Source organism: Mucilaginibacter myungsuensis, from assembly GCF_015222005.1.
Classification (GTDB): Bacteria; Bacteroidota; Bacteroidia; order Sphingobacteriales; family Sphingobacteriaceae; genus Mucilaginibacter; species Mucilaginibacter myungsuensis.
Window position 1 is genome coordinate 429,802 of sequence record NZ_JADFFL010000002.1, and the last position, 17,043, is coordinate 446,844.

The 17,043-nt window shown below is 48.3% G+C and carries 18 protein-coding genes; 13 read left to right on the forward strand and 5 right to left on the reverse strand.

The window, feature by feature from the left end; translation table 11 throughout:
• Positions 1-68 precede the first annotated feature (68 nt).
• The 4 genes from IRJ16_RS05710 to IRJ16_RS05725 are packed head-to-tail and all read left to right on the forward strand — an operon-like array spanning position 69 to position 5,841.
• Positions 69-2,111 (forward strand): TonB-dependent receptor, encoded by a 2,043-nt coding sequence (locus IRJ16_RS05710; RefSeq protein ID WP_194110563.1) that lies wholly within the window; start codon positions 69-71, stop codon positions 2,109-2,111.
• 4 nt (positions 2,112-2,115) lie between these two features.
• Positions 2,116-3,243: a YncE family protein gene (locus IRJ16_RS05715; RefSeq protein WP_194110564.1), complete on the forward strand. Its 1,128-nt coding sequence runs from the start codon at positions 2,116-2,118 to the stop codon at positions 3,241-3,243.
• Positions 3,244-3,278: 35 nt separating this feature from the next.
• Complete coding sequence (locus IRJ16_RS05720; protein ID WP_194110565.1) at positions 3,279-4,268, forward strand: PKD domain-containing protein; 990 nt, start codon at positions 3,279-3,281, stop codon at positions 4,266-4,268.
• 13 nt (positions 4,269-4,281) lie between these two features.
• Positions 4,282-5,841 carry a PL29 family lyase N-terminal domain-containing protein gene (locus IRJ16_RS05725; protein ID WP_194110566.1) on the forward strand — a complete coding sequence of 520 codons (1,560 nt, stop codon included), beginning with the start codon at positions 4,282-4,284 and terminating at the stop codon, positions 5,839-5,841.
• Positions 5,842-5,899: 58 nt separating this feature from the next.
• On the opposite strand, the gene IRJ16_RS05730 is transcribed toward IRJ16_RS05725, so the two are convergent.
• Positions 5,900-6,235 (reverse strand): DUF4180 domain-containing protein, encoded by a 336-nt coding sequence (locus tag IRJ16_RS05730; RefSeq protein WP_194110567.1) that lies wholly within the window; start codon positions 6,233-6,235, stop codon positions 5,900-5,902.
• A 200-nt stretch (positions 6,236-6,435) separates the two neighbouring features.
• On the opposite strand from IRJ16_RS05730, the gene IRJ16_RS05735 reads away from it, so the two are divergent.
• The 5 genes from IRJ16_RS05735 (at position 6,436) to IRJ16_RS05755 (ending at position 10,427) form a co-directional block, all read left to right on the forward strand.
• On the forward strand, positions 6,436-6,816 hold the full coding sequence (locus tag IRJ16_RS05735; protein ID WP_194110568.1) for a PH domain-containing protein: 381 nt from the start codon (positions 6,436-6,438) through the stop codon (positions 6,814-6,816).
• 200 nt (positions 6,817-7,016) lie between these two features.
• Positions 7,017-7,391, forward strand: coding sequence for a hypothetical protein (locus IRJ16_RS05740; protein WP_194110569.1), 375 nt, complete (start codon positions 7,017-7,019; stop codon positions 7,389-7,391).
• 213 nt (positions 7,392-7,604) lie between these two features.
• Positions 7,605-8,441 carry an MbnP family protein gene (locus IRJ16_RS05745; protein ID WP_194110570.1) on the forward strand — a complete coding sequence of 279 codons (837 nt, stop codon included), beginning with the start codon at positions 7,605-7,607 and terminating at the stop codon, positions 8,439-8,441.
• A gap of 6 nt (positions 8,442-8,447) precedes the next feature.
• The gene (locus tag IRJ16_RS05750; RefSeq protein WP_194110571.1) at positions 8,448-9,497 is read left to right on the forward strand and encodes a cytochrome-c peroxidase; all 1,050 of its coding nucleotides are present in this window, start codon (positions 8,448-8,450) and stop codon (positions 9,495-9,497) included.
• 9 nt (positions 9,498-9,506) lie between these two features.
• On the forward strand, positions 9,507-10,427 hold the full coding sequence (locus IRJ16_RS05755; RefSeq protein WP_194110572.1) for a transporter family protein: 921 nt from the start codon (positions 9,507-9,509) through the stop codon (positions 10,425-10,427).
• Between the two features lie 74 nt (positions 10,428-10,501).
• Here IRJ16_RS05755 and IRJ16_RS05760 read toward each other — a convergent pair whose 3' ends face one another.
• Complete coding sequence (locus tag IRJ16_RS05760; protein ID WP_194110573.1) at positions 10,502-11,167, reverse strand: HAD family hydrolase; 666 nt, start codon at positions 11,165-11,167, stop codon at positions 10,502-10,504.
• 194 nt (positions 11,168-11,361) lie between these two features.
• Here IRJ16_RS05760 and IRJ16_RS05765 point away from each other — a divergent pair, with 194 nt between their 5' ends.
• Positions 11,362-11,946, forward strand: a complete 585-nt coding sequence (locus IRJ16_RS05765) for a Crp/Fnr family transcriptional regulator (protein WP_194110574.1) — start codon at positions 11,362-11,364, stop codon at positions 11,944-11,946.
• 17 nt (positions 11,947-11,963) lie between these two features.
• Here IRJ16_RS05765 and IRJ16_RS05770 read toward each other — a convergent pair whose 3' ends face one another.
• Complete coding sequence (locus IRJ16_RS05770) at positions 11,964-12,752, reverse strand: M15 family metallopeptidase (protein ID WP_194110575.1); 789 nt, start codon at positions 12,750-12,752, stop codon at positions 11,964-11,966.
• Between the two features lie 220 nt (positions 12,753-12,972).
• Here IRJ16_RS05770 and IRJ16_RS05775 point away from each other — a divergent pair, with 220 nt between their 5' ends.
• Both IRJ16_RS05775 and IRJ16_RS05780 read left to right on the forward strand, forming a co-directional pair.
• Positions 12,973-13,341, forward strand: coding sequence for a DUF6249 domain-containing protein (locus IRJ16_RS05775; protein ID WP_228079892.1), 369 nt, complete (start codon positions 12,973-12,975; stop codon positions 13,339-13,341).
• A gap of 137 nt (positions 13,342-13,478) precedes the next feature.
• Positions 13,479-14,174, forward strand: coding sequence for a hypothetical protein (locus tag IRJ16_RS05780; protein WP_194110576.1), 696 nt, complete (start codon positions 13,479-13,481; stop codon positions 14,172-14,174).
• 55 nt (positions 14,175-14,229) lie between these two features.
• Here the strand turns inward: IRJ16_RS05780 and IRJ16_RS05785 are convergent, their stop codons facing one another.
• Together IRJ16_RS05785 and IRJ16_RS05790 are read right to left on the reverse strand one after the other, a co-directional pair.
• Positions 14,230-14,745 carry a DinB family protein gene (locus tag IRJ16_RS05785; protein WP_194110577.1) on the reverse strand — a complete coding sequence of 172 codons (516 nt, stop codon included), beginning with the start codon at positions 14,743-14,745 and terminating at the stop codon, positions 14,230-14,232.
• Positions 14,735-15,955: a sensor histidine kinase gene (locus tag IRJ16_RS05790; RefSeq protein ID WP_194110578.1), complete on the reverse strand. Its 1,221-nt coding sequence runs from the start codon at positions 15,953-15,955 to the stop codon at positions 14,735-14,737. Before IRJ16_RS05790 ends, IRJ16_RS05785 begins: the two co-directional genes overlap by 11 nt.
• Before the next feature lie 185 nt (positions 15,956-16,140).
• Here IRJ16_RS05790 and IRJ16_RS05795 point away from each other — a divergent pair, with 185 nt between their 5' ends.
• The gene (locus IRJ16_RS05795; protein WP_194110579.1) at positions 16,141-16,974 is read left to right on the forward strand and encodes a hypothetical protein; all 834 of its coding nucleotides are present in this window, start codon (positions 16,141-16,143) and stop codon (positions 16,972-16,974) included.
• Positions 16,975-17,043: the final 69 nt, after the last annotated feature.

Here is a 17,043-nt window from a genome sequence, read left to right on the forward strand (position 1 = left end):
GGTATATAATTCAGTCTGTCTTACCTCTCCGGTACGCTTAAGCCTTAACAACAGGCTGGCTAAAAGACATGACAACGGAGCGGACCACATCATCCCCCATTTCTACTTCATCACTACGCAAGTACACTTGTGTGGCTTTAGCCATTGCCCTGCGCTTGCTTTTTGCAGATGCCACCTACGCGCAAGATAAAAAGTCCAGAGATACCGCAAAGACCAACCACCTAAACGAAGTACAGATACGCCAACTGAAAGTAAAACGCGAGCAGACCTCGCCCACGCCTTTGCAGCTGCTATCCGGCGAGCGCCTGCAAAGAATGAACAGCCTTTCGGTAGCCGATGCCGTTCGGTTCTTTTCGGGCGTGCAATTGAAAGACTACGGCGGCGTAGGCGGCTTAAAGACCATTAACGTGCGCAGCATGGGAACTAACCATACGGCTGTGTTTTATGACGGCGCGCAAATAGGGAACGCGCAGAACGGGCAAGTAGATCTGGGTAAATTCTCGCTGGATAACATTGAGGAGATCGAGCTATACAACGGACAAAAAAGCACCATCCTGCAACCGGCCAAAAGCTTCGCGGCAGGGAGTTCGTTGTACCTTAAGTCTAAAACGCCGGTGTTCGAGGATGGGCAGGCCGACCATTTCAGGGCGGCGGTGCGGGGTGGCTCCTTCAACCTCATTAACCCATCCGGGTTGTGGCAGCATAAGATCAGCGATAATATTTACAGCAACCTGAGCGCCGAATACAAAGACTCCGACGGCAGGTATAAGTTCCGTTATGATGACAGCACTTTCGTGCGCGAGAACGGAGATATCGAAGCCATGCGCTTAGAGGGCGGCCTGTTCGGCAAGCTGAAGGACAGCAGCGCCTGGAATGCCAAGGTTTACTACTATCGCGACAACCAGGGCTTACCGGGGGCTATTGTGGCTAACCGCTACGCTTTTCCACAACGGCTATGGGATAGGCGGATGTTCGTCCAGTCCAACTACACCAAAGAAGTTGGGCGGTACAACCTGATCGCCACCGCCAAATACAGCAACGACTATTCACGCTATCTGGATCCTGAATTGGTGCGCGTGGATGGCCTGACCAACAACATTTACAAACAGCACGAACTATACTTCAGCATAGCCACCCGTTACCATATCACCCGGGTTTGGGATGTTGCCCTATCTGCCGACTATCTGAGGAACACGCTTGATGCCAACCTGTACCGTTTCCCTTATCCAACCCGGAATACTTCACTCGTCGCATTAGCTACCAGTTTAAAGCTCCGCCGCTTTGATATCCAGGCTAACCTGTTAGCTACGCTGGTGAACGACCGTGTAAAGGAATATTCATCGGCCGGGGATAAACGGGAGTACACGCCAACCTTCATGGCATCGTGGCAGCCGCTACAAACCAGCGACCTGCATATCCGGGGGTTCTACAAGCGCATTTTCCGGATGCCGACCTTTAACGATCTGTATTACACACTCATCGGCAATACATTCCTCAGACCCGAATACACCAACCAATACGATCTGGGTTTTACTTATATCAAGCTCATCAATGGCAACTGGTTGGATCAGATCAGTTTACAGGCCGATGCTTATAACAATACCGTTAAGGACAAGATCGTAGCCGTGCCCAATGCAAGCCTGTTCCGCTGGAGCATGCAAAATTTGGGTCGGGTGGAGATACGTGGCATGGACGTTAACCTGCAAATGGGCTGGCACATCGGTAGCGTATCGCTCAATACCGGGGCTACCTACACTTACCAAAAAGCCATCAACGTCACCAGCGTCGACCTGAATTATGGCGACCAGATCCCGTATATCCCTCTACATAGCGGCACGCTGATCCTGGGTGCCGACCGTGGCAATTGGGGTATGAACTACAGCTACATCTACACCGGCGAGCGCTACGATCAAAGTGCCAATATCCCCGCCAATTATAAACAGCCCTGGTACACCAGCGATCTGGCCCTGCATTATAACCATAAACAGCACGGGGGTAATTACCGCGTAAGTGCCGAGGTGAATAACCTGTTCGATCAGCAGTACGAGGTCGTCACCAGTTTTCCCATGCCGGGACGCTCCTATCGTTTAACATTATCCTACACTTATTAAAGCTATGACGACAAGACTTTACCTGATACTTTTCCTTGGCCTGTTGCTGTCATCATCCTGCCGTAAGGAAACCAAACCAATACCATCTGAGACCTTTCAGCTCACACCTGACCCCAACAGCGTGGTCAAAGGTTTTTACTTGGTGAACGAGGGCAACATGAACATGAACAAGGCATCGCTGGACTATCTCGACTTCCGCAAGGGCACTTATCGCAAAAACATCTACGGCGAGATCAATCCCGATGTGGTGCGCGGCCTGGGCGATGTGGGTAACGACATTGCCGTGTACGGATCTAAGCTGTACGTGGTAGTGAATGTGTCTAACAAAGTGGAGGTGCTGGATGTAAAGACCTGCAAGCGCATAGCCCAGATCAATATTATCAATTGCCGTTACATCACGTTCAACAATAGTAAGGCTTATGTGAGCGCCTACTTAGGCCAGGTCGGCGACCCGGGCGCGCCCAACGGTATCGTTGCACGGATAGACACTGCTACGCTGAAAGAGGAAACCCGTGTAGATGTTGGGCGCCAGCCCGAGGAAATGGCTATTGTGAATAACAAATTGTATGTGGCCAATTCGGGCGGCTATAGTCCGCCCAATTACGAGCGGACGGTATCGGTGATCGATCTGGCGAGTTTTAAGGTGACCGGCAATATTGACGTGGCCATTAATCTGCACCGCTTAAAGGCCGATAAATATGGCGACCTGTATGTCACCTCGCGCGGGGATTACTATGATATCCCGTCCAAACTATTCGTTATAGACACCAAGACCGAAAAGGTAAAAAAGACCTTCAACATCGGCGTGAGTAACCTGACCATCGACGACGATATCGCCTACTACTACAGCACCGAGTTCAGCTATCATAGCGGCGGCAACACCATAACCTACGGCACGCTGAACGTGAAGGCCGAGGTGTTGCTGAACAAACCCTTTATTACCGACGGCACTGATAAAAAGATCATGATACCCTACGGCATAGCCGTTAACCCCTACACCAAAGATGTTTTTGTGACCGACGCCAAGGATTACGTGTCGCCCGGTACGCTGCATTGCTTCGATCCATCGGGCAAGCGCAAATACTCGGTCACCACGGGCGATATCCCGGCGCACTTTGCCTTTGTTTATTAACTCTGCATCATTTTAAAACGCATATAACTAACACTATGAAAAATAAATTCCAAGTCCTTGCTCTCTCGGCGGTCGCCCTGGGCAGCTTACTGCTCGATTCCTGTAAGAAAGATAGCGTGGCAGACGAACCAACGCCTACCCTGCCTGTGGTGGTTTATAAGCCACGTTTAGCTACCGATACCAGCAAGGCTTACATCAGCAAGATCCACGATTATTTGCCCGCCCCGGGCCAGTTCATTAACGAGCCGACCGGCAGTATGGAGAACGCCCTAAAATTGATTGGTACGGCCCGCGCGGCCTTGCTATCATTAGGTGGCTATGGCGGCAGCGTTACCTTCAGCTTCGACCACTCGATAGAGAATATAGAAGGTGCCGATCTGGCCATTTACGGCAACCCGTTAACTGGCAACAACAGCGAATTATCGGAGCCAGCTATTGTGACCGTGATGCAGGACCTGAATAACAACGGCATCCCCGATGATGGCCCCTGGCTGGAACTGGCCGGCAGCGAATACAACAAGCCCGAGACCATCAAGAACTACAAGGTCACCTATTACAACCCCAAAAACCTGACCGACGACATCCGCTGGAAGGATAATCAGGGCAAAACAGGCGCGGTGTTAAGGAACAACTTCCACCGTAAAGACTACTATCCGCTTTGGATAGCCAACCAGGATTCCCTTACGCTGACCGGGACCTTGCTGAATAATACCCTGACCGACGGCTCCATCATCACCAACAAGCCTTTTGAATGGGGTTACGCTGACAACGGCTCCGAAGACTACAAACTATTAATGACCAGCGCGACGGGCGCTTACAACTCATTCGACCTATCGTGGGCGGTGAATGCAGCGGACGTGCCTGTTAAACTGCAATACATCGACTTTGTAAAGGTTTACACCGGGCAAAACAGCAACGGCAACCCTTACGAGCCGGTGACCAATAACCCGCGCTCCCGTTTCCAGGGCGAAATATCGACCGAGATAGGCGGTGCGGCCGACATCAGGATCTTAAAAGCTAAATAACACACACAGATATATGAAAAGATCACATTTACTCTCTCTATTATTTGCCGCCTCTGTAGCGGTCACATCGTGCCAAAAAGGCGACATTAACCAGCTGAAAGATCAATATGCCGACCTGGATTCGCGCATGAAACAACAGCAGGAGGACCTGAAGAATTACAAGGCCCTGCTGGACGCGCTGAACGCCAAGGTATCGGTAAACGCGGTGACCAACACCACCGATGGCTACATCATCAAACTATCCGACGGTCGCGAGCTGACCGTTAAGAACGGCACTAATGGTACTAACGGGAATAACGGCACAACCCCGCAGATCACCGTCGGCGCTAACGGTAACTGGTTTGTTAACGGTACCGATACCGGTAACAAAGCCCAGGGTACAAGTCCGCAGATCACGATCGGTACTAACGGTAACTGGTTCATCAACGGTGTGGACACGGGCAATAAAGCCAAAGGCGACAATGGCAGCGCGGCACCAAAGATCACCAGTATTTTGCACGTTGGCGACGAGATCATCTTCCTGTTCGATTCGGGCGAATCGATGAAGATGCCTTTCGCGGGTGCCCCGAACGCCCTGCAGCCAAAAGAGACCGTTGGCGTGTACATGCTTTGCGAGGGCACCATGGATGCCGATAACAGCGCTATCAGTTATTATGATATAAAGACCGGCCAAACCATTAAGGATTGCTTCCGCCAGGTAAACGGACACGGTTTGGGCGAAACCGCCAGCGATCTGAAACGTTACGGCAGCAAAATGTATTGCGTGGTATCGGGCATACAAGGTAAAAGCAAGTCGTTTTTAGAGGTGATAGATGTAACTACGGGAAAGTCGCTGAAACGTATCCCTTTCTTTGATGCCAACGGCCCTTACATGCCGCGTTATGTTGGTTTCTACAAAAACAAAGCTTATGTATCAAGCTACGATGGTAAAGTGACCCGTATAGACACTACATCGCTTAAAATTGAAGCCAGGCTTAACGTGGGCGGCGCGCTTGAAGGTTTGGCTGTTGTGGGCAGCAAACTTTACGTGGCAAACTCAAGCCACCCTTTGCACCCCAGCACCAACAACAATACCGTATCGGTGGTAGATCTGAACTTGTTCAGCAAAATGTATGATATCCCGGTAACCTTTAACCCGGTCAAGATCGCTGCTACCAGTAACGGCTCCCTGTTAGTAAGTTCGGCTGGGGATTACGCGACCATCCAGCCGGCGCTGACCAAGATCAACAGCCTTTCAGATGATGTAGTAAAAACCTATCCGTACAACGTAGGCCCAATGGCATTATCAGGCAACACGGCCTACCTTTCGTTAGATTGGGGCGGATCATTTAAAACTCTTAACCTGAAAACCGATGCCCTTGGCAGCGAATTTATTGCCGACGGCACTTCGGTACTGACCAACAACGGCATCACCGTGAACCCGCAGAACGGCGACGTTTACGTAGCCGATGGCAACTGGTACGATGGCAATAATGGCTTTGCCTACTGCTTCGGCACCGACGGCAAAAAGAAATTCCAGTTCAATACGGCGGGCATGCCACAGCATGCTGTGTTCGTTTATAGTTACAAATAGTAGCTACGCTATTGTTTTGTTAGGCGGCAGGCCCCTGATGGGTCTGTCGCTTTTTTGCTTAAAGGTCATCAACCTGCCGCTCTATCCACTGCTCCGCATCGGCCAATGTGGTGCAAAAGCGGATGCCGTTATGCCGGCTATGCTCGCGGGCCAGTTCGGTAATACGGTCGCCAAAACCGTGATCGGCGGGTAGCACCACGACTATGGGGAAGCGATAGTTGATCAGCTTTTGGAATACCTCGCCCAGGATGCCGTTCTTCAGGTTAAAGAACTCGTCGGCAATATCGGCACGGGTAAATATTACACCGGGCAGACCGCTTTCCAATATTTTGTAGGCGTCATCTGTTGATGCCAACTGTAAGCCGTGAGTGCTTGCTAATAGGTCTTGTTTCATCTTTAGGTGGACGTTGATGTGGTGCCGATCGCTACATTTATTGACAATAAATGTCCGGCAGTTAAATATAGACTATCAAAATCAGATCCGATCTTATAAATTTGAGTGTGCCAAAACCTGTAACAATTTAAAACACCCACCGTCTGATCATCGGGCTAAAGCCCGACACAATAAGCAACAAACTAAAACACACATACAACATGGGACTTTTCTCTGGATTAATGGGTAACGCGGGAGCGGTTAGCCAGGACGAATTATTGAAAAAATATGGTCAGCTATTGATCGATGGCGAGCAGATAGAGCTGGGCTTTAAACTGATCCGCGATACTTTTATTTTCACAAACAGGCGCATGATCCTGGTAGATGTGCAAGGCCTGACCGGCAGCAAGACCGAGTACAAAACCATCACTTACAAAAGCATCACCAGGTTTAGCGTGGAGACCGCCGGAACATTTGACCTGGATGCCGAACTGAAGATCTGGGTATCGAGCGAGCCTACGCCAAGTATCACCAAGCAATTTAATAAATCGGTTAACGTGTACGATGTGCAGAAAGTACTGGCGCATCATGTGTTGAAATAGCCTTCGATACTTCTTTGGGAGCTTAAAAAGCCTTCAGCGTTGACGTTGAAGGCTTTTGTTCGTTAATAGAGAGACAGAGAAGATATTATCGCTAAAATATCCGGTGCGTGTCACGGATGGGCTAAAAATGTAAGGATCCCTTAGTGTCTTTAAACAAAAAAACATCGGTTTTTACATTGGTAGTCCCTACCTTTGCGCCAATGTTCAACCGTTTCATCTCGATAATGCTACTGGTGGCGCTGCTCAGTTCAAACTGTTCGCGTTTCTTTACCTATGCGGGTTTCGAGCTCAATCGCGATTACATAGCCAAAGAGCTTTGTATCAACAAAGACCGCTCCTGGATGAACTGTAATGGCCGCTGTTACTTTATGAACAAGCTAAAACAGGCCGACGAAAAGGAGAAGAAACAGGAGCGCGAAGACCGCAAGAACCAGTACCAGGAAGGCCTGCCCGTGATCACCTTATGGGCTACCGCCTTTAAAGCGCCTATCCTGCGTAAAACTTACCCAACGCTTGCCGCGCCTACTTTGCTGCAACGTGCCGGTACCATCTTTCAGCCGCCTAAAATAGCCTAAGGCTTCCTGCTTTTTATTCCAGGGCGACTATCGCCCCTGGAATACTATATCCATTAACCAACATTTTTATTTGGTCGTGACCCGGATGCACTTTGATGTGGTCTTTGGGAATGACGCGTTTTAATTTTTTTACCGGTCGCGCGGCTGTGCGGAGCTATGGGCTTTTTGTCCTGACGGCTCCGACATTGCTCTTGGCGACCTATTTAAACAACCATGAAAAAGACTTTGAATTTCATCATCATATCGGCGATCACTATCGCTATCACCGCCTGCACTAAAAAGAACGACCCAACGCCCGTGTATAACCCGGCTAACCTGGCATCGCTATCGGTAGAGTTCGACAATATTGTTGGCGACCGCACCTTAACGTTCAATAACACCGGCAGTCTGTACACCAACACGGCGGGCGAGAAATTCTCGATATCTAAACTGCAATACTTTATCAGCAATATTAAAGTAACCAGCACATCGGGCAATGTCTACACCGTTAACCAGGATAGCAGCTATTTCCTCATCAAAGGGCAGGATAAAGCTACCCGCTTTGCCAAAGTAAAAGTACCTGAGGGAGACTATGCTAAAGTCACTTTTACGATCGGTGTCGATAGCTTGCGCAGCACCATGGATATCAGTAAACGTACCGGCGCTTTAGACCCATCAGGAACCATGGACGACGGTATGTACTGGGGCTGGAACTCGGGCTATATCTTCTTTAAGTTAGAGGGTAACTCGGATGTCATCAGCAATGACGTTAACGGCGACCCAACGGGCAAAAAGCAATTCAAATACCACATAGGCGGTTTTGGCGGCTACAGCGCACCAACTATCAATAACATCCACACCGTTACGATAGACCTGACCGCGGGCGGCATTGCCAAGGTACGCAAGGACCGCCAGGCCAATGTGCATTTGCTGGTAGATCTGATGAAGGTATTCAACGGCAGTAACTCGTTCAGCATCGCGGCGCACCCCAACGTGATGTTCAGCGAGTTCAGTACCAAGATATCGGCCAATCTAAAAGAGTTGTTCAAACACGACCATACCGAAAACTAAAGGCCGATGAAGAAGAACATATTTTGGATGGTGCTGGCCACATTTACTTTGTTTCTGTTAGCCTGTAAAAAGGAAACGCAGATCAAGGAGGCGGTCAGCGGCTTCCTCGGCTTTCAAAAGCCGGCCCATTTCCCGGAGCCGGTCTATAAGTTCGCGAACAACAAGGTCACCGAGGGAGGCTTTAAGCTGGGGCGGGCCTTGTTTTATGAGGCCCGGCTTTCGCGCAATAATACGGTATCCTGCGGGTCCTGTCATATCCAGTCATCGGCGTTTACCCAGCACGGGCACGAGGTGAGTCATGGTATTGACGACAGGCTGGGTACGCGTAATTCTCCCCCGATCATGAACCTGGCCTGGAACAAGGCTTTTATGTGGGGCGGCGGCGTATTCGATCTGGATCTGCAACCCATCGTCCCCATCACCGCGCACGAGGAGATGGACGAAACGTTAGAGAACGTAATGGCCAAGCTGCGTACCGTGCCTAAATACCCGACCATGTTCAAGACAGCCTTCGGGACCGAAGAGATCACGACCGCACGCTTTATGAAAGCGTTATCGCAATTCATGTTGATGTGCGTGAGCGCCAATGCCAAATACGATAAGGTGATGCGTAAAGAGGCCGGTGCAACTTTCACAGCCGACGAAGCTGCGGGTTATGCGCTATTTAAAACCAAATGTGCAAGCTGCCACAGCGAGCCTTTGTTTACCGACAACGGCTTCCATAACAACGGGCTTGCACCAAGCAACATCGATGATCAGGGACTGTACACGGCCACGCTGATCGCGACCGACAAGTATAAATTTAAAGCACCAAGCTTGCGTAACCTAAGTTACACCGCGCCCTATATGCATGATGGCCGATTTTTGACGCTGAATGGTGTATTCGAGCACTACAACTCAGAGGTGCAGGCAACACCAAACCTCGACCCGTTGCTACAGCAGAATGGAAAGCGGGGCATCAGTTTAAGTACCGACGACCGCGCCAAACTGACCGCATTTTTGAAAACACTGGACGACACTGAATTGATCACCCGTCAGGATCTGTCCGAACAATAATTAGTTATGATGAAAAAATATTTTCTACTGATTTTAATAACTCTTAGCTGCCTCCCGGCAATCGCTTGCGATATCTGCGGCTGCGGCGTGGGTAGCTATTACCTCGGTATCCTGCCCGAGTATAATAAGCGCTTCGTCGGCCTGCGCTATCAGCATAAAACACTGATGACGCACCTTGGTCCGCTGGGCGAGCGAACACCTAATACAGCCGACGAAACCTACCAAAGCATTGAGCTTTGGGGCGGCTGGAATATCGGCAATAAATTCCGCGTGCTGGCTTTCATTCCCTATAACTTTAACGATCGCAAAGCGCAAACCGGCAACGGTTATAAAGATGGCCTCGGCGATATCGCCCTAATGGGATATTACAACGCCTTTAACCACCGTAGCACCGTTGGCGAAAAGTTGCTGGTACAGTCGCTTTGGGTAGGTGCAGGCGTTAAAGCGCCAACAGGCAAGTACGAACCAAACGAAAGGTTACAAGTAAGCGAGTCGCCCAATAACTTTCAGTTGGGCACATCCAGTACCGACTTTACACTTAATGCCGCCTACGACATCCGCCTGATGGATCTTGGCCTTAACCTGAATGCCAACTACAAGATTAACACCGAGAATAAGTACGCTTACCGCTACGGCAACAAGCTTACACTTAACGGTCTGCTCTACTACAAGTGGCGATTCTTCAACAAGCTATCCATCGGCCCAAACGCGGGCTTGTTGTATGAGACCTCGCAAAATGACGTTGAGAGCGGCAAGTACACGGTAGATGTTTCGGGTGGTTATGCGCTTTCGTTGGTAGGTGGGATAGAAGCTAACTTCGGGCGGTTTTCGGCCGGGGCCAACTATCAAAACATCGCCTCGCAACATTTAGCCAATAACCGGGCAATTGCAGGGGATAGGCTAATGGTGCATTTTTCGGTAGCGTTTTAACGGTCACTTATATAGATCTTGTTGTCCTTGAGTTGATAGATCCATCGGTTCTAAAACTCAAAGGCCAGCAAGATCTACTTGATCAGCTCATCAAAAAACTCTCCGGTAAGATCGGGCGATAGGTGGATCACATTATCCATACCTGCAAATTCTTCGGGGTGATGGGTGGTGGTTAGGATCACGCAGGGCATCCCGGCGTTCTTTGCGGTCTCGGCACCTTTGGGGACATCTTCAAATACCAGGCAGTCGGCCGGGCTCACCATCATTTGCTCGGCCGCTTTTAAAAAGGTTTCGGGGTGAGGCTTGCTTACCTCTACCTCGTTAGCACTGACGATAGCTTTGAAGTATTTGCGGATATTAAGGTTATCCAGCACAAAATTGATATTGAAAGGGATAGCGGCCGAGCCGATAGCCATAGGGATATTGGCAGCGTAGGCTTTATCTAAAAATTCCTGTAAGCCAGGCACCAATCTAAGATGCGGCAGATAAACATCCTGGTAGGCCTTCTCCTTTTTCATCGACAAGGCCTCCATCTCCTCATCGGTAAATTTGCCTTTGCCGAACATCCTTACCAGCACTTCGGGATTTTTACCGTACATGTTCTGTTTGATCTCGGCGTCACTAAAATTTCCGCCAAGTTCGTTGTTCAGGATATCAGTCCACGCGCGTTGGTGAAATTCCATATCGTTCACCATAGTGCCATTCAGGTCGAATATAAATGCTTTATAGGGATGTTGCATGGCGGCAAGTATAATGATCTTTTGCACGAATGCTTTGCGCTGCACCAACAATTAATACGAATTTCACGATTTGGGTAATGGAAATTCGTGGAATTCGCTGGAATTGGAAAAATTAGTGCAGGCCCTATTCGTAAAACTCGTCCTAATTCGATAAAATTGGTGCTATCTAAAATTAGTGCCCTCAACATCGCCCTATGTTTTTCGAACTGATCCTGAATAACGTCTGCAAACTTATCCAACTGACCGAGCCTGAAAAGGAGCAGTTTGTTTCCTACCTACATCCCAAGACCATGCGCAAGAAAGAATTTCTGCTGCGCCAGGGCGAGGTGTGCAAGTACTCGGCCTTTGTTCTGTCGGGTTGTTTACGTGGATACAGCATTGATAAGAACGGCACCGAACACGTGCTGAGCTTTGCCCCGGCCGATTGGTGGATGGCGGACATGTACAGTCTGATCAGTCAGCAACCCGGCGTGCTCAATATCGAGGCTTTGGAAGAGACCGAGATGCTGCTGCTATCTAAAATTAACCAGGATAAGCTATATGCCGATATCCCCAAGTTCGAGCGGTTCTTCCGCATCCTGGCCGAAAAGTCTTTAGTAGCCAACCAACAACGCCTGATCGACCGCCTAAGCCTTACCGGCGAAGAACGTTATAAGATCTTTTGCGACCGCTACCCAACACTCATCAACCATCTGCCGCAAAAGCAGATCGCAGCCTACATTGGTGTGAGTCCCGAGTTTTTGAGCCGGGCACGGGCCGAGATGGCGCGCAGCAGGTAGCGGTAATCAGCAAAGGATCATCTGCAAGCACCATTCACGGCCAACACGCGGTTATTGATCACATCCAGCTTTTGGGCGGCCTCGCATCCGCTGAAGCCGTTAATGTCGCGGTAGCTGATCTGCTTAACGTATTCGGCAAGGTAGATTTTGGCCAATGGTACGTAGCTCCAATGCCATTTCTCTTCCTGGTAACCGGTTGTACGTCCGGCGTTGAATGGTTGCTGGAAACCAAAGTTAGGCGCATTGGTCACCAACCAATTGTAAACCCTTTTACCTTCAGCGGTCTTGAAAAAGGCCAGTTTCAGGTTCACCAGATCCATCTCTGAGCCCCAATGATGCCGCGATGTCCCGGGCATAGACCACCATCTTAGCAATTGCTCAGACCGTGCCGCTTTATCCGTCAGGTGGGCAAATTGGTCGGCTGTCCATTTGCTGCCCCATTTATAGCACTGATCGTTGAAGGTACGGGTCCCTGATATGATGTTTAGTTTAATGCCATCTTTCAGCGCGGCGGCGTACATTCTTTTGTAGGCCGTGTAAACCTTTTTTTTGAGATAAACGGCACGTTCGGTATAAATGTGGTCCACTTTGCAGAATGAGGTATCTCGTGCGGGGTCATAACGTCCTAATAAAAAATTCTTGGGCATGGTCGGCTGTGCATTTGTTAGGCCGATCGATAGCAACATCGCGACGAAATACACCAGGCAGATGCGTAGTCGATGATCCGCAGCTACAGATACTAAAAATTTGGGTTGGGCGGACACATAGCCCGGTGGTCGCTTGGCGACAGTTGAGGTCTTTTTCATGACAGGAAATGGTTGAGTTTGTTAAATTTTATACCTCTACATTTGTAGAATTTCTACAAATGTAGAGGTATAAAACACATAAACAACTATTCCTTTAGTTTTATCGGGTAGGCCGTGTGAATAAATTTTTTAGATATGGTGTAACCTGATCAAAAAGCATGTGGTCATAGCTTACAGAAAACGACCAAATAACATTGACGAATTTTAAACTATAGAAAAAATGGAAACCGAAAACTTAGGCGTATTAGCCGGCATCATTATCTCACTTGGATTTTTTGCCTTGATCTTTGCAATAGTTTACCTGCACAAACGCGAAAAAATGGCCATGATAGAACGCGGCATGGATCCCCGCGCATACAAAGCAGCACCACAGCCTTATCAAAACTTAAAATGGGGTTTGCTGATGGTAGGTGCCGGCTTGGGATTGTTCATTGCCTACTTTATAGATATTGCCCTGCCGAACAATTTTGACAGCGATCCGGCAGCTATCTACTTTGCTTTGATAGCCATATTTGGTGGCTCGGGTTTGATCATATCTTACCGTATCGAAAAGAAAGAAGTTCTGGATAAACCTTCCTTACAGGAATAAGCCCTCTGCCCAATGATATTTTCAGCCCCCCTGACTCAGGTTTTGGGGGCTTTGCTTTTTAAATAAATTTTTACAACTATTCTTTTAGTATCAGATAATTAGTAATTTTAAACTATTAAAGATCAATTAGTGGGGTTATGAAAAAACAAATACTTGCAATTGCTATGCTGGCGACGGGTCTGTCGGCATCTGCACAAGAGCTGGAAAAAACAGCCGAGATCACTAAGACCGTTCAACTATCATATAATGTAGCACCGGACGGGAAAACTAAAGAGGGTTTGTATTCTTTAAAGAACTTGAGCAATAAAGGATTATGGCTGCGGGGTAGTTATGCTAATAATGCCCGTAGCGGTACATGGTATTTTTTTGACAGCAAAGAGAACCTGGCTATGCGTTATAGCTACGATCAAAAGAAAGTACTATTTTTAGACCCTAAGTCGTTATCCAATGTTGCTGTAAAAGTGTTAAGCGATGACGAAGAGGTGGCAAAAACCGCTTCAGCCCCGATCCCTCTTTGCCCCGTAGAACTTTATGTGTCGTTAATTGGAAATAAGGTGGCTACCGAGTATTATGATAAAGCTAATGAAGGGTTAGTAGCCGAGATCACCGCCCATATCGATGTAAACGGCAAGGCTACCTATTCTGTAGCTTATCAGATAAAGGACAAAAAGACACGCCCCATAGAAGTAGCATTTACCCCGAGTTTCCCTATCGAGTGGCTTCCAAGCAAACTTGGCGACAAGAAGCTACCTTCGGAGTTTACAGTTTTTGCGAAAGTGGACGAGGCTAAGGACGAGTATAACTTTAACCGGTTCCGTTGGGATCAGGAATAAGGCTTGAATATTAACGAACGAAAGCGCCCGGGATCAACCTCGGGCGTTTTCCTTTTTAAAGATAGCGCTCTTTCAAAATATTCAAGTGATGCAGCTCGTGCCCGGCGATCATATATGCCAAAGCCCTGGCCGATGTCGGGTGGCCGTTGCTGCTACCTATATTCTCAGCTTGAATGGTTGTTAAAGATCGTAGCAAATACAAGCTCGATGAACGTACTGTGCTAAATTCTGCGATCAGATCTTCCACTGCGCGATCGTTGGCATTAACATGTGCCATGTAATCATCTTGCTCAAATCCGGGTAAATTTTGTTTTTCGCCGCGGGCAATGCATAGGGCGCGGTAGGTAAATATACGCTCGGTATCTATCAGGTGGCAGATCACCTCTTTAATGGTCCATTTATCGGGGGCGTATTTGTAGTCGGCTTTTTTGGGAGGAAGACCATAGAAAAGGTCAGCAGTGCTTTGCATCAGATCGGCCAGTAACTTCAATACATCATCATGATCGGCAGCCAAAGCTACGTAGCCAGCCGCGAAGGGCGAATACTCGTTAGGGGATGGTTTACTTATCATTAAGGATACTTTTTAATACAATGCGGAACGTGGTGCCTTTACCCGGCTCTGAACTTTTTACCGAGATATGCCCGTCGTGATAGTTTTCTACCATACGCTTGGTTAGCGATAGGCCCAAACCCCAGCCCCGTTTACGGGTAGTGTAACCTGGTTGAAACACCGTTGTAAATTTAGATTTAGGGATACCTTTACCGGTATCTATCACATCAATATAGATCAGTTTTTTAGCCTTACTGCCCGATATCTCTACCGTAATGCTTCCCGGGCCTTCAATGGCATTCACGGCATTCTTCAACAAGTTCTCTATCACCCAGTCGAATAGCGGGATATTTAAACCGGCCATCAATTCTTTGTTGCCAAGCACGCTGAAAGTGATCTTGTTGCTAACGCGTACTTTAAAATAATCAACAAAGTCGCTCACCACATCAAATACCTTGTGCGGCTCTAATTGGGGTTTGGATCCTATCTTAGAGAACCTGTCGGCTACTATCTCTAACCGCTTAACGTCGTTACCCATTTCGGCCAGTAACTGGTCATCCTCGGCGTTGTACTTGTCCTTGATCAGCTCTATCCAGGCCATCAGGGATGATATCGGCGTGCCCAGCTGGTGCGCGGTCTCCTTAGCCAGACCTACCCAAACCTGGTTCTGCTCCGACCGTCGGGAAGAACTGAACACTGTATAAGCCAGCATCAGGAATATGGCAATGACCGATAGCTGCACATATGGGAAATACTTTAACTGCGTAAGTAGGAACGAGTCTTTATAATAAATTATTGAATATCCGTAGCCTAAACCCTTAGCCCTTGGGATCACCATTCTAATGGGTTCGTGCTGGGCTTTCATGATCTCCAGTTCGTTCTTAAAATAATCAGGGTCGTACTTTGGAGCATCTTTATCAACAAGGTCACTGGCTATGTAGGTCCGGCCCGAGTCGAGGCCTTTAGTGGCCGTTATCTCACCTTTCTCGTTAGTTACAATGGCCGGGACGGTCACACTGTCGCGTACGGCTATAGGGTAAGAGATATCGTTATCCCCCGCGCCGACTATCTGCTCCATACTCATGGCCCAAACCTGCGCGCGGGTACGTTCTGACTTGGCAATATTCTTCACCAAATAATTGGTATAAAGCAGCGAGCCGCTCACGATCACGATCGCGAAGGCTATCAGCGTATATTTCCAGAGGTTTTTTTGTTGGGACGGGTTAAACATCAATGTTTCAAATATAGTTTTTTAGTTAGGAAGTCAGAATGTCGCTGATAGATAGCAACGCATCGATTGGCTTAAATGTTGGTGATGGATATAGATCTAACCACACCGGGCCATAATTATCATTTCATATTTGATACTGTAAAAAATATAACTAATTTTATAGTTGTAACTAATTGGACCTTAACATGAGAAAGATCATCACTACCATTGCGGCATATCTAATTGCCGCACATCAAGCTTATCCGCAAAAACTGCCTAACAAACAACCGGGTGCGGTGCGGGCACCGGACAGTGTAAAAATTGATGGCAAAGCATCCGAATGGGGTGGCTTTAAGGCATATAATACCGGGCTACTCGCTTATTATACTTTGGCTAACGACGATCAGAACCTTTATCTTGTGGTACATATCAATAAACCGCACGTGATCAACAAAGCAATATCGGGCGCGATCACATTAACGGTAAACAATACCGGCAAACAAAAAGACGAGGGTTATCCGGCCGTTACATTCCCGCTATTCCGCTTTCAGCCGGGCACTAAGCTTCGGGCCAATTTAAACAGCCCGATCAAAGCTACGGACTCGTTACTATTTGCATCGAATGCTATTTTAAGCGATAGCACCAAAGTGATCCGGTTTTCGGACATAACTGCGATAACCGATACCATTAAAGGAACCTATACCGATAAACGAGCCCAATTTAGGGGATACCCGTTATACGAGGTGCCGGGCGGCCGTTATATCGTAAAAAATTCCTCGCAGATAAAAACCGCCGCAAGTTTTGAAGGCCGGTGGAAATATACTTATGAGTTAGCCATACCATTAAAGTATTTAAGGGTGACCCCCGGCAAGATCTTCAGCTACAATATCAGGTTTAATGGACCGATGTATAAAACCAAACGGCCAACGGCCGGCTTTGTAGTGACGTATGCGTTGAACGGCGGAACAGCAACCCAATTAGATCTGGACCTGACCGAACCTACCGACGTTTGGGGAGAATATATATTGGCCGAGAAATAGCAGTAGAGATCTGAAGGAACATATGATTCCCTCGCTGCTTTCTTTACATCTTTCGGACTTCCGGACTTC